At 48.4% G+C, this 14,293-nt stretch carries 13 protein-coding genes; 1 reads left to right on the forward strand and 12 read right to left on the reverse strand.

Annotated elements, in window-relative coordinates:
* Positions 1-137: 137 nt before the first annotated feature.
* Positions 138-593: a zinc ribbon domain-containing protein gene (locus TDIS_RS03195; protein WP_068669229.1), complete on the forward strand. Its 456-nt coding sequence runs from the start codon at positions 138-140 to the stop codon at positions 591-593.
* On the opposite strand, the gene TDIS_RS03200 is transcribed toward TDIS_RS03195, so the two are convergent.
* From TDIS_RS03200 to TDIS_RS03260, 12 genes are all read right to left on the reverse strand, one after another.
* Complete coding sequence (locus tag TDIS_RS03200) at positions 584-1,333, reverse strand: outer membrane protein assembly factor BamD (RefSeq protein WP_068669231.1); 750 nt, start codon at positions 1,331-1,333, stop codon at positions 584-586. The two genes, TDIS_RS03195 and TDIS_RS03200, sit on opposite strands and share 10 nt — an antisense overlap.
* Positions 1,330-2,262, reverse strand: coding sequence for a thioredoxin-disulfide reductase (gene trxB / locus TDIS_RS03205; protein ID WP_068669233.1), 933 nt, complete (start codon positions 2,260-2,262; stop codon positions 1,330-1,332). Before trxB ends, TDIS_RS03200 begins: the two co-directional genes overlap by 4 nt.
* Positions 2,262-2,588, reverse strand: coding sequence for a thioredoxin (gene trxA, locus TDIS_RS03210; RefSeq protein ID WP_068669370.1), 327 nt, complete (start codon positions 2,586-2,588; stop codon positions 2,262-2,264). Before trxA ends, trxB begins: the two co-directional genes overlap by 1 nt.
* Before the next feature lie 68 nt (positions 2,589-2,656).
* Positions 2,657-3,967 (reverse strand): DNA repair protein RadA, encoded by a 1,311-nt coding sequence (gene radA, locus TDIS_RS03215; protein ID WP_068669235.1) that lies wholly within the window; start codon positions 3,965-3,967, stop codon positions 2,657-2,659.
* Positions 3,967-4,338: a PilZ domain-containing protein gene (locus TDIS_RS03220; RefSeq protein ID WP_068669237.1), complete on the reverse strand. Its 372-nt coding sequence runs from the start codon at positions 4,336-4,338 to the stop codon at positions 3,967-3,969. The genes radA and TDIS_RS03220 overlap by 1 nt, the downstream gene beginning before the upstream one ends.
* A gap of 105 nt (positions 4,339-4,443) precedes the next feature.
* On the reverse strand, positions 4,444-6,015 hold the full coding sequence (locus TDIS_RS03225; RefSeq protein ID WP_068669239.1) for a porin family protein: 1,572 nt from the start codon (positions 6,013-6,015) through the stop codon (positions 4,444-4,446).
* A 23-nt stretch (positions 6,016-6,038) separates the two neighbouring features.
* On the reverse strand, positions 6,039-6,713 hold the full coding sequence (locus TDIS_RS03230; RefSeq protein ID WP_068669241.1) for a cytochrome b/b6 domain-containing protein: 675 nt from the start codon (positions 6,711-6,713) through the stop codon (positions 6,039-6,041).
* A 15-nt stretch (positions 6,714-6,728) separates the two neighbouring features.
* Entirely contained in the window at positions 6,729-7,511 is a 783-nt protein-coding gene (locus TDIS_RS03235) for a 4Fe-4S dicluster domain-containing protein (protein ID WP_068669243.1), read from the reverse strand.
* 2 nt (positions 7,512-7,513) lie between these two features.
* The gene (locus TDIS_RS03240) at positions 7,514-10,042 is read right to left on the reverse strand and encodes a molybdopterin-containing oxidoreductase family protein (protein ID WP_068669245.1); all 2,529 of its coding nucleotides are present in this window, start codon (positions 10,040-10,042) and stop codon (positions 7,514-7,516) included.
* A 192-nt stretch (positions 10,043-10,234) separates the two neighbouring features.
* On the reverse strand, positions 10,235-10,792 hold the full coding sequence (locus tag TDIS_RS03245; RefSeq protein ID WP_068669247.1) for a hypothetical protein: 558 nt from the start codon (positions 10,790-10,792) through the stop codon (positions 10,235-10,237).
* Positions 10,793-11,301: 509 nt separating this feature from the next.
* Positions 11,302-12,708, reverse strand: coding sequence for a sigma-54-dependent transcriptional regulator (locus tag TDIS_RS03255; protein ID WP_068669252.1), 1,407 nt, complete (start codon positions 12,706-12,708; stop codon positions 11,302-11,304).
* On the reverse strand, positions 12,701-13,996 hold the full coding sequence (locus tag TDIS_RS03260) for a two-component system sensor histidine kinase NtrB (RefSeq protein ID WP_161939465.1): 1,296 nt from the start codon (positions 13,994-13,996) through the stop codon (positions 12,701-12,703). The genes TDIS_RS03255 and TDIS_RS03260 overlap by 8 nt, the downstream gene beginning before the upstream one ends.
* Between the last annotated feature and the right edge of the window lie 297 nt (positions 13,997-14,293).

Raw genomic sequence — 14,293 nt, forward strand, 5'->3', positions numbered from 1 at the left:
TAGAGGCCAGATTAACTCCTGGTTTCGAGGTACAGGCAGACAAAAAAAACAAAATTAGCCATAACCAGCGCATAAAACTTTACTCCCCGTTTTTTCTTTATTATAAATTCAAATAATCTTTTTGACGAGGAGGCTTCATGCGTTGCCCAAAGTGTAGATTTATTACCTCGGAAACCAACAAAGTTTGTCCCCGGTGTGGGGAAGACCTTAGCTCTTTAGCAGAATCCTTTGGCCCTTTTTATAAGGCCAACGAAAAGGAAGTTATTTTAAAGGATACCCTCATTACAGCCCCACCTTTCATATCGGAACCTATGTCTCTAGAACCCCCTACCGAGGCTTCGGATATGGAATCGGCTGCCGGCCCCCCTTCGCTCGAACTCGAATTACCCGGGATAGAACCTTCCTCTGAACAAATACCTCTTGAGCTAGAAAGTCTTTCTACGCCTTCTGCCACCACGGAAGAGGAAATCTCTCCTACCCAACCACTAGAAGAGCCTAAACTCGAGCTTGTACTAGAAACCCCTAAGAAAAAAGAAAAAGAAGATCTTCTCAAAGAATTGGAGGAAGTGCTGGAAGAAGACTCTCAGGGATAGGGCTTTCCCCAATAGTCTTTAAGTTTGCCTTCGGCAAGAGCTTTGGTCTCTTCAAGAGCCTTCTTATAATATTGGGAGGTAAGCAGCCGTCCCTCAGTAGCCGCCTTGGTTTCTGGATAATTTTCAAGAAGATAGAGTAGCCGATAGTAGGCTCCGCGGTATCTCCCGGTGCGAAAATAGAAACGAGCTACATAAAGTTCGTGGGCCGCCAATCTCTCGCGAGCCTTGGCGATCCTTTTTCGGGCCTCATATACGTAGGGAGAATCGGGATAGTTTTGGATCAATCTTTCATAGGCCTCAATAGCCTTTTTGGTGTTAGTTTGATCGCGATCTGGAGAAAGCATCATGTGGTAGTAACTAGTTCCGATCTGAAAGATCACGTAGGGGATGGCCTCATTGGTAGGATGCAACTTTTCAAATTCCTCGTAGAGCACCGCGGCTTCAAGATACTTACCGGCAAAAAACTTGCAATCCGCAAGTTTAAGTTCGGCCCACAGGGCATAAGGAGAATCCGGATACCGATCCCGAATCTCCTCGAAATCCTTTTCTGCAAGTTCATAGTATCCCTTTTCAAAATGCTGACGGGCCCGCTTCACCAGTTCCCAGAGTTGGGCCTCTGGAGGTTTGGCTTCTTTCGTAAACCAAGAAAGAAGCCCACCCCGCTTTCCCTCTCGCCCACCACAGGCAGAAATTGCCAAGAGCAAAAATAAAACCAGCCCTAAAGAAACATACCTTTTCACGATCGATTCCTCTCGGAAAGATAAGTCTCAGCACTGTAGGCTGCGGTGGCTCCGTCGCCGGCGGCAGTTACAATTTGACGGCAAGCCTTCGCCCGTACGTCCCCAGCCGCAAATACACCAGGCACAGAGGTTCGCATCTCTGAATCCGTAATGATAAATCCCCTTTCGTCTAAGGCCACCACCCCCGTTAGCCACTCGGTCTGGGGCTTGATCCCGATAAAAATAAAAACTCCACCTACTTCTAAGATACTTTTCTCTCCGGTCTTACAATTTTTGATCCGCACTCCCTCTACCTTTTCCTTCCCCAGGATCTCTTCCACCACCGAGTCCCAAACGAATTCAATCTTAGAATTGGCAAAGGCCCGTTCTTGAAGAATTTGCGTGGCCCGCAACTGATCCCGTCTATGGATAAGATAGATCTTTTTGACAAAACGGGTAAGAAAAAGGGCCTCCTGCACAGCGGTATTCCCTCCGCCTACCACTGCGATAACCTCGTCTCGGAAAAAGGGACCATCACAGGTAGCACAATAAGAGACTCCTTTCCCGGTAAGCTCCTCTTCCCCAGGCACACCCAGTTTTCTATGGGTGGCCCCGGTGGCAATTATCACCGCCGGGGCCGCAAGCACCTTACCATCGGCCAGATGAATCAAGCGCAGCTCATCTTCCACCGTAAGACTTACAACCTCTTCATTGAGAGGCTCAAGGCCTAAGGCCCTGGCATGGGCAGTAAAACGCTCCATGAGCTCGGCCCCGGAAATGCCTTCCGGGAAGCCCGGATAATTTTCCACGAAATCCGTAACCAGAACCTGACCTCCCGGAGAAAACTTTTCGATAAGGAGGGTCTTTAACCGAGCCCGAGCAGCATAGATATAAGCCGTAAGACCGGCCGGCCCCCCTCCAACAATAATAAGATCAAGATCTCTAGACATTACGCCTCAAGGACCTTGGCAATTACAGCCTCAATAGTGCTTTTGGCCACGGCCCCGGTGATACTTTCCACCGGCTGACCATTCTTGAAAAAGATAAGCGTAGGAATGGCCCTTATGCCGTATTTACCAGGGGTTACCGGATTTTCGTCCACATTGAGTTTGCAGACCTTGAGTTTGCCCTGATACTCTTCAGCCAATTCCTCGATCACGGGGGCAATCGCCCGACAGGGACCACACCAGGCCGCCCAAAAATCTACCAACACCGGAATCTCACTTTGGAGTACTTCGCTTTCAAAGTTTTGATCCGTTACTTGACAGACCGCCATCCCAACCTCCTTTTTGGTTTCTAAATTTTCTTCAAAAGATTTCCTTAAAAGATAATCAAAGCCCGACTTCAAGACAAGCACCCAAGAAATTCCGTTACAAAAGACACCGAAACGATTTGCATTCCAGAGGTCTCAAAAGAACGGCTTTCTAAAGGTGGGCAGAAGGCTCGTTTAAATCCAAGCCGTTGAGCCTCCTTGAACCGGCTCTCAAGGAACATCACCGGCCTAACCTCTCCTGAAAGGCCTACCTCCCCGATGAAAACGCTCTTATTAGGCAATCTTTTATCGAGACGGCTTGCAAGAAGGGCCGCACAGACCGCAAGGTCTCCAGCCGGTTCTTTTATCTTTAAGCCTCCAGCCACGTTCAGAAAGACATCTCGATCGAAAAATGAAATCCCGGTAGTCTTCTCCAAAATGGCCAGCAACATAGAAAGCCTATAGGGATCAAATCCCACGGCCGTACGCCTAGGGGCCGCAAGATGGCTCTTTACCACCAAGGCCTGGATCTCCACTAATAGGGGGCGAGTGCCTTCCATGGAAGGAAAGATCGCTCCCGTACCCTCGGATAAAAAGAAAGACGATGGATTTTCCACCGGTTTAAGCCCCTGTTCGGTCATCTCGAAGACTCCGATTTCATCCAGTGCCCCAAAACGATTCTTTATCGCCCGTAAAATCCGGTAAGGCCCGGTGCGTTCGCCCTCAAAGTAAAGAACAGCATCTACCAGATGTTCCAGCACACGGGGGCCAGCAAGGACTCCCTCCTTTGTCACGTGTCCCACAATAAAGACTGCCACTCCCTCTTCCTTGGCGTAACGTAAAAGAGCCGAAGCCGCCTCTCGCACCTGCGAGACCGATCCGGGCGCTGAAGATATTTCCGGGAGATAGACCGTCTGAATAGAGTCCACGATGAGGATTTGGGGACGGAAGGCCCGAACTGCCGAAAGGGCCGCCGAAAGATCGGTCTCGGCCACAAGGTAAAGATCTTCGGTTAGACCCAATCTTTCGGCCCGCAAACGGATCTGTGCCGGAGATTCCTCCCCAGAAAGATAAACCACGGTGAGCCCCTGACGCAGATAGGCCTGAGCCGCCTGAAGTAGGAGGGTGGACTTTCCAATTCCGGGATCGCCTCCGATGAGGATAAGTGAAGCCGGAACCAGCCCGCCCCCAAGCACCCGATCAAACTCCGAAATCCCAGAAACGAATCTGAAGACCCTTTCTTTGGGAATCTCGGACAGCTTGAATACCTGGACCTTTTCCTTAGTTTTGGAAAGACGCTTCTTTTCGGGCTCTTCCACCAAAGCGTCCCAACTCCCGCAGGAGGGGCATTTCCCGAGCCATTTGGGAGATCGATATCCGCACTTCTGACAGTAAAAGGCCATCAAAGCTCCAATAGGCTTTCTCCCAGAAGGGCCTTCAATTCCCTTTCGGCCAGGTCTGGATCTGGAAGATTGTAATAGAGGATTTTTCGGAGATGGCTAAGACTAGAAAAATCTATACTTTTGAGTTTTACCGCGAAACCGTCCTTACCTTGTCTCACCACTTCGGCCTCGAACTGAATTTCGATTCGGGGCTCAAGACCGGAAAGAAAAAAACGGATAAAAATATCCTTCCCCAGAGGAGGCTTCTTTTCCGAGAAGAGATAGGCCCCTCCGTAAGCCAGGTCTTTCAAGCGGGCTGTAAATCTTCCTTCTTCGGTTTCAACCACGGCCTCAGTAGGAAAAACTACCCGAGAAAATCTTCGACGCTCCATATTCCTCTATACTCATAAACCTTTTGAATAAAAATAAAAAGCGGGGTCCTGTGCCCCGCCCAATAGTAATCTATATATAATAGTAGTTAGAGATAAGCAATACTTTTAGAACAAGTACTGATACATTACCCGAAAGCGCCAGTCTTCCTCGGTCTCGTCATCCCAAGAGAGACCGTTAAGGCCCATCTTCGCAACCTCCGCAACCGAAGGCTTAGCAGTCTCGATCATGAGATAGGAAACGTCAAAGGTTATGTACTGGTTGAAACCGTGAAAATAGTAGTTCACCCCTACCATGAACTGTTGCATGTAGTCCTCAATCGCATACTTACCATCCTTGGTCTTTAAAAGACCAACTCCACTCTTGATGGCGTCCTCAAGTTTGTCGTCCGTCAAACGTTCAAGATACGCATACTTGAAGGTCATCTCCCATTTGCGCGGCACCCAAAAATACCCCAGGTTTACCCGAAAACCCATCCGATCCCAAGTCTCCTCATCATGCCCACCAACATTGCCCTTGTCCGGATCCTGGATGAATTCCTCCCAGGCCCACTCCACATCCGCCGAAAACCCTTTGTAGCGAAAAAGCAAAGCCGCATCAAAACCATAATTCTCTACGTCGTGGTTTCTAGATATGCTTTCCAACTCCGCATCCGTATCTGTATTGGTGTAGTATGTCCCAACCCTATTCTTAGTCCAGAATCCCGAAAGAACCAGGGCCAGGGCCGGCTTGGTGTTGTAGCCGTAATCCCCCTGCATGAAGTAGTTGTTGAAGGTGCCCGGGCCGAGAGGGCCACGCGGGTCGGATCCGGGAAGGATATTGAAGGCCACGCGCCAGGAATAAAGATGATCGTCGCTGGCGGTATTCCTGTTACCCTGGGTGTCCCGCCCGTTGTACCACCCAAACCAATAGGCCAAAAACTGCTTTTTGCCGAAGAGATCGAGCGCCCCGTTCACGTTGATCCCCTGCGAGCGGTAGAGGAGCATCCCCCCGATGGGAAAACCGTTGCTTAGTAAGTGACCCCCCACCTTGAGCTTCGGCGTCCCAGCATAAGGCCAGTAGCCCTCACTGTCGTCCGTAAATATCGTCCGGTCCGTGCCGTTCTGCATAAATCCGCTCTGCCAATACTCCATGCTCATCGCCGGGATCTTCATCCGCCCAAACTGAACCTTGAAAAAGGGCGCATATCTCTGCCAGATCACAAAAGCATCGTGTACATTCACACTGCTTTTAGGTTCAAGCTGGACATGAACATAATATTTCCAGTCGCGGTTCGGGGCCGTGCCGTCCACGAAAAACCTAAGACGCCTCATGTTAAAGCTGCTGTAGTTCTCATCACCACCAGAAAAGTCCTCGTCACGGCTCATGTAAGTGTAGCGAAGCTGTATCCCCGTCCGAAAACGAAACTTATACTCCCGGTCCTTCTCCGGATCCTTGTACTCAATCCGAAAACCATTCTTCCAGTAGGCCTTCCAGTTCGCCGGGGCCTTGCTCTCCGCCGCTTTTTCCTCCCGGGCCTGCCTCCTCTCTAGCTCCTCTATCCGCTTGAGAAGCATCTGCACCTGGGCCTTCAAAGCCTCGATCTCCTCCTGTTCGGTCATGGCCTTAAGAGAGACTGGTTGCCAGGTCCAAAACAACAACCCTACCAAAAAACCCACTAGCCATTTAAATAATTTCATGTCCCGCACCTCCCACAAATAGTTTAAAGTTTTCTTTGAAGTTTTCCCCACCATTTAGGATGGTGAGTTTTTACATATTCTTCCGGGAAGGTTCCGGTCTCAAACATGGCCCGATAGCCTTTACGATTTAGAGGATGAAGGGCCATGTAAATATGAATAGGAAGGATTACTAAGAAGATAAAGAACCCTACATCATGGAAAAATCTAGCCCACCGCCAGGTATTAGGCTCAAAAGCATCTTTAAACATAAGAATACAACCCGTAACAATCATAATAGCCGTAGTCACAATGGTGGTCCAGGCTAAAAATTTTTGTCCTATATTATATTTTCCGAAGTTAGCAGGTTTGAAACCTATGTAGTGTTTCAAAAGCTCTCGTATCCCCTCTGCCATTCCTCCTTCTGGCCATATCTGCCAACTAGCCATATTCTTTATCTCTCGCAAAGCAAAAGGAATGGCATAAACTATAAGACCTAAACCGGCCAATCTGTGAAACACCATCGCTACCTTCATTCCCCCAGAAAGATAGGTAGTTTCTGGTGAGAACCAAGTAAATGGTATCCAGAAAAAGTAGAGAAGCCAACGGAAAGCATGGGGAGCGACTTGGGGAAGCCCCGTAAGGAAAAAAACGAACATAAAATGGAGATAATGCATATGAAAAGTCCGCTGAAATCTATTAAAAGTTTGGATTTCCTGCATGGTAGCCTCCTTTATTTATTCTTGTTCTTCTTTGCCTAAACTATAAAGGAAATGGCCTATAATCCCGGCAGCACTAGCTCCAAAAAGGACCCAACCGATGGTTCTCACGGCATCCAGGGCCTCGATTTGTCCCCTTTCAGCTCCCGGCCTTAAGGCATAATCTTCAAGATAAGCCGCTGGACCTACCGTGACCCAGTGAAGATAGCCCGTAGCATCGCTTACTTTTTCCGCTCCGTAGACCTGAAACTTTTCTCCGAGGTGCTTTTCATAGTTCTCGGCCCGACGATAGGCCTCCTCTAACACTTCCTCCCGCGTCCCGAAATAAAGGGCTTTGGCCAGACAGGCCTCTACACAGGCCGGAGAGAGGCCGGCTTCGATCCGGTCGTAACACATGAAGCACTTGTAAGTCTTTCCGAATTTGGCATTAAAATTGGGGACATCAAAAGGACAGGCTTCAAGACAAGCCCGACATCCGATACACTTTTCTTCATGAAGCACCACTACCCCATAGGGTTTAACCTCAATGGCTGCCGCCGGACACCGCCTGGCACAGGGGGCGTTTTCACAATGCATGCAATGTCTGAGTTCGGTAACCGGCATAGCAGTAGGAAAAGTCCCCCCTACACGGAGAATAGGAAAAATGTAACGCAGCTCCGGTCTTCTATCCGCAAGGACCTTTTCTGTATTTCCGCGGCCATCCCGTGCTAAACGGGCCCGGTTTTCAATGCCACATTGCACCGAACAAGCAAAACACCGCACACAAGCCTGCATATCATAAAGCATACTTACTCTAGTCATGATTAAGCCCTCCTAATTTTGATAATCACATCCTGAGTGGCATGTCCCCCCTGCAAGGGAGCGAAATGAAGCTTTGAAAAGTGGTTCATATTTACCCCATGTTCAGGCAAAAAGACCAAAAACTTCTTAAGCTGAGAAAAGACTCCTGCCCCTACTCCATAATAAGTAAAAAGAGCATCCGGATGCACTAATGGGGTAATCCACACCCGAGCTGTGGCTCTAATTTCTGGGTTATGTGCCGGAAAGACCTCCACCACATCTCCATCTTGAATACCCAGCTTTTGGGCTCTTTCGGGATGGATCCAGAGACGATCAAGGCCTATCTGATCCCAAATTTCTCGTAATAACGGATTGTTCCTGGTTTGTCCGCCGGTAAAGGAGTTCAAAGGCGAAAAACCGGTAGTAAGTATAAATTCATCCTCTGCAAGCTGGCCTTTCTTCTCCTCCCACCAGAAAGGTGGGGCCCAAGAAGGCAGGGGATTGGCATATTCAGCAAAGGGATATCCCTTTTCTTTGAACTTCTTGTAAGTCTCAAGAAAGGTGAGACTAAAGATTTCTATTTCATGCGTTAGGGTCTTCTTTTTGATCTTATAATTCTGTTTTCCATACCAGACCCCTTCTTTTTTAAGCCTCTCAAGGGTAATCCCGGGATATTTTTCATCAAGGCCTTCTAGCTGTTTGCGCCATCCGTATTCCCAGCCTCCTCGCACAAAATCTCCAAAATATTTCTCAAACTCCTCGGAAAAAAGAACTCTTTTAGCAAGTTCCACCATCACCCAATCTCCCGGACGAGCTTCAAAGGGGGGCTCCACCGCTTTCATGTTCATGGCTACGGTAGGGAAAGACTGTTTAAATTTTACATGTAAGGCTTCGTTTCTTTCAGGAAACATGGTATCTGGCAGGATAATGTCCGCATAGAGACAACTTTCATCCATAAAAGGCGTCATACAGACAATGAGCTCCACTTTATCTAAAAGCTTTATTAACTCTACTGAACCCGCTGAACCACCGATAAAGTTCTGCCCCATGGCGAAAATCACTTTAGGTTCATAGGGTTTACCTGTCCGAAGGGCCTCAAAGACGAAACGCCGTCCGGCCTTGGGTATAATGAAAGGATAACCTTCTTTTTTTTGATAATACTTGGTGATCTGAATCCTCTTGGGTTTTTTAACTTTGGGAAGAACCCCGTGGAGCTTAACCTTGGGAATACCCCCAATACCGCCCTTCTTCTCCCAGCATCCGAGGAGTGTGTTTACCAAACCAATAGCATGAAATTGTCTCAGAGAGTTAGCGTATCGTTCGGAATACCAACCGGTATCCACAAAAACTTGAGGTTTATTTTTGATTAGTTCTTCGGCTATCGCTTCAATCTCTTTGGCCGGGACGGTAGTAATTTTTTCTGCCCATTGGGGAGTATATCTCTCAAGAGCTCGGGAAATGGCCTCAAAAGCCGTAATAACTTTCTTGCCTTCTATTTCAAATTCTCCTAAAAGAGCAGGTTTGGAGGCCTGAGACTTAAAGACGGCCTTCCCTTGGGCCTCATCCCACACCAGGTATCGCATCGTCCTCTTTTTTACCGTTTTATCCCCCTTCTTTTCCTCTTTCTCTTCAATTACAGCTTTAAATGGCTCAAGGGTCTCAGGATCTATAAGCATGCAGGCATTGGTCTTTTCTATAAGGTAAGCTTCATCATAGCCTTTCTTTTTCACAATCACATGCGCTAGGGCTAAATGAAAAGCCGGATCTGTCCCCGGCCGAATAGGCAACCAACGGTGGCCCGCACCTTCAATAGATTCATTAGGGAACCTGACGTCTACCGATACCAGACGGAGACCGTTCCGTTTCCCTTCCGCAAAAAAGGTTCCGAATTGATAAACGCAAAGGCCGCCTCCCGGATTTCGCATAGCCAAGACCCCAAACTTAGCATTAGGATAATCCATCCAAACTGCACCTGGAGATATAGGACGACCAAAGTAACCCCCTAAACCCCAATCGTGGCCGGCAGAATGGCAGGTATCGGCATAAGAGATGATATTTGGAGTACCGTAAAGATGCCAGAAAGGTTTGTCTATCCCCGCGGCCGAGGTAAACCGCGGCAGATACACCACCTTCTCCGGGGCTTCCTTCCTGTACTTTTTCAATACCTTCGCTATCCGATCCAGCGCTTCCTCCCAACTGATGCGTTTAAACTTGCCCTCACCCCTCTTTCCTACGCGCAACAGGGGATATTTAAGACGATCCGGATTGTAGACCGCCGCCGGGGTCGACCGACTGCGCCCACAAATACCCGAGTAAGGGAGATGAGGATTGGCCTCCATTTTGATAAGCTTTCCATCCTTTACTATCCCTATAGCTGGGCACTGCTGAGCACACATCCGACAGCGCAAAGGAACCCTCTTTTCCACTCCAAAATCGGTAGGAGTGGGCGCTTTAGTCCGGGGGCTAACTACATCCCCCAAACGAATAAAAGGAGAAAAAGCCGCCACACCGCTCAGTTTTAAAAACTTCCGTCTGGAAATCTTGGCCTCCATATCGACCCCCTCTCACTTATTTTCCGAAGGGGCTGACCCTATCTTCAAATCGGTACAGCCCCTTTTTACTTCAATTATTCTCCAGACCAGGCTATTAAAGCTACTATCCAACCAATTATTGCTAAAGCTACCAGACCCCAGGGTATCATAATGCACCTCCTTTGACTTAGTTGTGTTCAAAAAAATTCCTCTTTAGAAAGGCCCCTGATGTCCCGGAGGCATGGACCACAAAATAGCTGGAATAGCGAAGGTATAAAGAGCTGCAAAAGTTACTACATATCCCAGCAACTTTTCGCTTACCTTTCCATTCATGAAAAAGCCGGCAATATTCATGGCTACAAACCACACAAAAGCAATCGAAAAATGATAGATCCACTTGGGCGTGGGATACACCAGCCAGTAAACCCCGTAAGCCAGGGTGAGCCAGCCAATAAGAATAAAGACTGCCCCCAATTGTCGGCGAGGTTTAATGTCCCAGATCTCACAAACTCCCAGAGCCGTGAAGGCGAAAGCATACATGCCTGCAAGGCCTGTCACGAAATTGGTAAGGGAACCCAGGCCTTGGACCACCATCATGGCAATCAGAAAGGGCCACCACATCAAGCCCACCGTTAAGGTTATTACCCCCACCACCCTCTCGTTGGACTTCTTGCGTTCGGGATCCAGGTGCAAAAGCCCGTTGGCCAAAAGAACTGCGGCACCAAGGTAAATGATAGGTGCAATCCATTTGCCAATCGTGGGATCCGCCATTTTACACCTCCTCAATCAAAATTTTGATGTAAAAAAAGAAAGCCATCCCATCCTTTTTATCCCCTTATGGCTCTCACCCCCTTTCCCCTTTTATTTTCTCCACTACCCTTTACGTAGGATCTAAAGCCTCCTCCCGGCTTATACGCTTGAATTTTCCCTCGCCCCGCTTTTCTACCTGGGCAGCGGAGCATTTTAGGCATCCAACAGTCCGACACCGGCCCCTCCACCTTATAGCCTCTTCGGAGCTGAAATTTTCTTCGGACGCCCTTACCCCTTTAATAGGAACAAAGAGAGAAAAAGCCCCTAAACGGGTCAGTTCTAAAATTGGAAAGTGTGAAACTTTGTATCCCATTCCCAGGCTTACTTTCACTTTTTTGCAGAGTTTTAATGCAAAAATTGGACCCAAAACATTTAGGAAAAACTCTCCAAAAGTTTTCAAAAAATTGTTCTAAAAAAGGCGAGGGGAAGGAAAAATTTTTGCGGGGTGCAACGTTTAAGTTGCAGGTATGCTACATTGAGGTTTCACTTCGGAAGTCCTCGGCAGAAATCCCATATTGACGGAGAAGACGCTGAAAACTCTGGCGCTCCAGACCAGCCAAGCGAGCCGCCTGGGTCACGTTTCCTCGGGTGCTTCGCAGGAGTCCTTCGAGATATCGTCTGGCAAATTGTTCTAGAACTTCTTTTTTGGCTTGATGGTAAGGCTTATGGAATATGGCTTCCGAAGGCCTGGGCTTGTAGAAATCTCGAAGAGAATCTCTCAGGTCCTCTGGAGTGATCGCCGATCCCTTGGCCAGAAGGACGGCCCGTTTGACGGCGTTCTTGAGCTCCCGCACGTTGCCTTTCCAGGGATGTCGCATCAGGAACTCTAGGGCTTCGGGAGAAAAATCGAGGTCCTCCCTCTGATACTCTTTCGCGTATTTCTGGAGAAAATGGCGGGCCAGAAGAAGAATGTCCTCCCCTCTTTCGCGAAGTGGAGGCACCCAGAGCGTGACCTCGTTCAGGCGGTAATAAAGATCCTCTCGAAATTGTCCAGCGGCTATTTTTTCTTCAAGATCCTGATTGGTGGAAGCGATCACCCGCACTTCCACCTTTACCGGACAAGTAGCTCCCAGGGGGCGCACCTCTCCATCCTGAAGGGCACGGAGGAGCTTTACTTGGAGATTGAGAGGCATGTCCCCAATTTCGTCAAGAAAGATAGTAGATCCGTGGGCCTCTTGGAAAAGCCCGGGGTGGTCCCTTTCGGCCCCGGTAAAGGCTCCCTTGACATAACCGAAGAGTTCGCTTTCCAGGATATTTTCCGGGATGGCCGCGCAATTCACCGCGACCATCTTTTTTTCACGCCGGTCACTCAAATGGTGGATGGCCCGAGCGATCTGTTCTTTGCCCGTCCCGGATTCTCCCCGGATGAGGACGGCGATATCGCAGCGGGCCACCTGCTCGACCATGGCCATAAGCTCCCGAAAGACTGGGGATTGACCGATTATACCTAAGGACTCCCACCAGCTTTCCTCGGCAGAACGCAACCGGAGGTTCTCCCGCAGGAGCTGAGTCCTCTCAAGAGCCCTTTTTACCAGATGCCGGAAATGGTCTTTATCAAAGGGTTTGTTAACGAAATCATAGGCTCCCTTTTTAATGGCCTCCACGGCCATCTCGATGGTCCCGTAACCGGTGATGAGGATCACCGAAATGGTGGAATCCCTTTCACGAATTCGTTCCAGGAGCTCCAAACCGTCCATCCCGGGCATCTTGATATCTGAGACCACCACTTCCGGGAGCAGCCGGTATACCTTTTCTAAGGCCTCTTCTCCAGAAAGCGCAATTTCCAGACGTAGCTCGCTCAGGGGTTTCAATATCTTCTGAAGAAGGCGTACCATCTGAGGTTCATCATCTACCAAAAGCACTGTGGCCTTAGGCATGAGACCTCTCCGGAAGCGTGATTCGAAAAAGGGTACATATATTCAAGGAAAGATAGGGTTCCTTAGAAGGGGGAGGCGAGAAGACCTCTATCTCACCGCCATGCTCCTTGATGATGGCGTAAGAGACTGAGAGTCCCAAACCCGTCCCCTTGCCGGGGGGTTTGGTGGTAAAAAAGGGTTCGAAGATCCGGTCCCGAATCTCCGAGGGGATACCGCAGCCGGTATCCCCTACTTCAAGGACCACCTTGCCTTCGGGCGAAAGAGCCGTCCAGATATGAATTTCACCTCCCTCTTTCAAGGCATCCCGGCTATTGGTGAGAAGATTCATGACCACCTCCCGGAGCCGCTCCTCATTCCCTTCTATCTCCGGAATATCCCCGGGATGAAAAGAAATTCGAATTCCTGCTTTCTCAAAGGTATAATATACCATTCCTATTATCTGTTCGAGGAGTTCATTCAGAGAGAAACGGTGCCTTTCCGAAAACTTAGAAGACCGCGCAAAAAGAAGAAGATCGGAAATAAGTCTTCGACAGCTCTGGACCTGTTTTTCTATAATTTCAAGATCCTCTATGACTTCGCTTTCAGGCCAATTTTCCTTGAGGAGCTGGGTGTAGCCATAAATGATCCCCAGAGGGGTGTTGATCTCGTGGGCTATGCCTGCGGCCAGCTGACCCACAGCCGCCATTTTTTCGGAATGGATTAGCCGATCCATCATCTCCTTGAAAGAAGTAATGTCCTTTATAATGCCCTGACAGCCTAAACGGCATCCTTTTACATATTCAATGGCGTTGGCAGTAATGATCACATATCGTTTTTCACCCCCACGGATTACGAGCTCGGTCTCGTAATTGTTGATCCAGCCCACGGAACAAAGTTGTTTCTTGTAATGTTTCCAATCTTCCTTTCGCAGAAAGAAATCTCCAAGGCTTCGGCCTACAATTTCCTCTTTAGAAAATCCCAAGAGTTTTAGACCGCTGGGATTGATATCTCTTAAACGCCCCTCAGCATCACAGAAAAAGATGGCATCTCCGGAAGCTTCAAATAACTTGCGGAACTTCTCTTCGGAAATGGCAAGCTCTTGAGTTCTCTCTTTTACCTTTTCTTCTAATTGCCGAGATAGCTCCTGAAGCTGGCGGTTGGCCTCTTCCAGTTTCCTCTTGGTCTTCTGTAGGGCCTGAGTCTCGGCACTCATCATATCAAAGAGGCGATAAACTACTGGAAATATCAAGGTCAGAAAGGCGGCCAAAAGAATAAAGACAGTATTGAAGGCTCCAGAGAAAGGAGCCAAGTGTTTCCAATATTTGGCATATCCGCTCCATAAAAGAAAAATATGAACTATGTGCCCAAAACTTCGAGAGAGTGCAAAGGCAGCAAATGAAAAAGACACCCCCAAAAGATAACCGAACAATATATTGCGAGGATTAATATACACAAGTCTAACAGCAGTTCCTAAAGACAAAAAAGCAAACAAAATCATTAAAAGTGCACCAATAAAATCAGCCAAAAAGACTGGATAAAAAGAAAATCTAAGAGTCAACATAAAATTCCTTAGAAAATTCTTGCAAACATTTCCAAAGAAAATACA

The sequence above is a fragment of the Thermosulfurimonas dismutans genome, assembly GCF_001652585.1.
Classification (GTDB): domain Bacteria; phylum Desulfobacterota; class Thermodesulfobacteria; order Thermodesulfobacteriales; family Thermodesulfobacteriaceae; genus Thermosulfurimonas; species Thermosulfurimonas dismutans.

Bases quoted from the DNA above. Each gene is read 5' to 3' on its own strand.
- TDIS_RS03235 (WP_068669243.1), bottom strand. From the start codon at position 7,511: ATGACTAGAGTAAGTATGCTTTATGATATGCAGGCTTGTGTGCGGTGT.
- radA (WP_068669235.1), bottom strand. From the start codon at position 3,967: ATGGCCTTTTACTGTCAGAAGTGCGGATATCGATCTCCCAAATGGCTC.
- TDIS_RS03230 (WP_068669241.1), bottom strand. From the start codon at position 6,713: ATGCAGGAAATCCAAACTTTTAATAGATTTCAGCGGACTTTTCATATG.
- TDIS_RS03245 (WP_068669247.1), bottom strand. From the start codon at position 10,792: ATGGCGGATCCCACGATTGGCAAATGGATTGCACCTATCATTTACCTT.
- trxA (WP_068669370.1), bottom strand. From the start codon at position 2,588: ATGGCGGTCTGTCAAGTAACGGATCAAAACTTTGAAAGCGAAGTACTC.
- TDIS_RS03220 (WP_068669237.1), bottom strand. From the start codon at position 4,338: ATGGAGCGTCGAAGATTTTCTCGGGTAGTTTTTCCTACTGAGGCCGTG.
- TDIS_RS03195 (WP_068669229.1), top strand. From the start codon at position 138: ATGCGTTGCCCAAAGTGTAGATTTATTACCTCGGAAACCAACAAAGTT.
- TDIS_RS03225 (WP_068669239.1), bottom strand. From the start codon at position 6,015: ATGAAATTATTTAAATGGCTAGTGGGTTTTTTGGTAGGGTTGTTGTTT.
- trxB (WP_068669233.1), bottom strand. From the start codon at position 2,262: ATGTCTAGAGATCTTGATCTTATTATTGTTGGAGGGGGGCCGGCCGGT.
- TDIS_RS03240 (WP_068669245.1), bottom strand. From the start codon at position 10,042: ATGGAGGCCAAGATTTCCAGACGGAAGTTTTTAAAACTGAGCGGTGTG.
- TDIS_RS03255 (WP_068669252.1), bottom strand. From the start codon at position 12,708: ATGCCTAAGGCCACAGTGCTTTTGGTAGATGATGAACCTCAGATGGTA.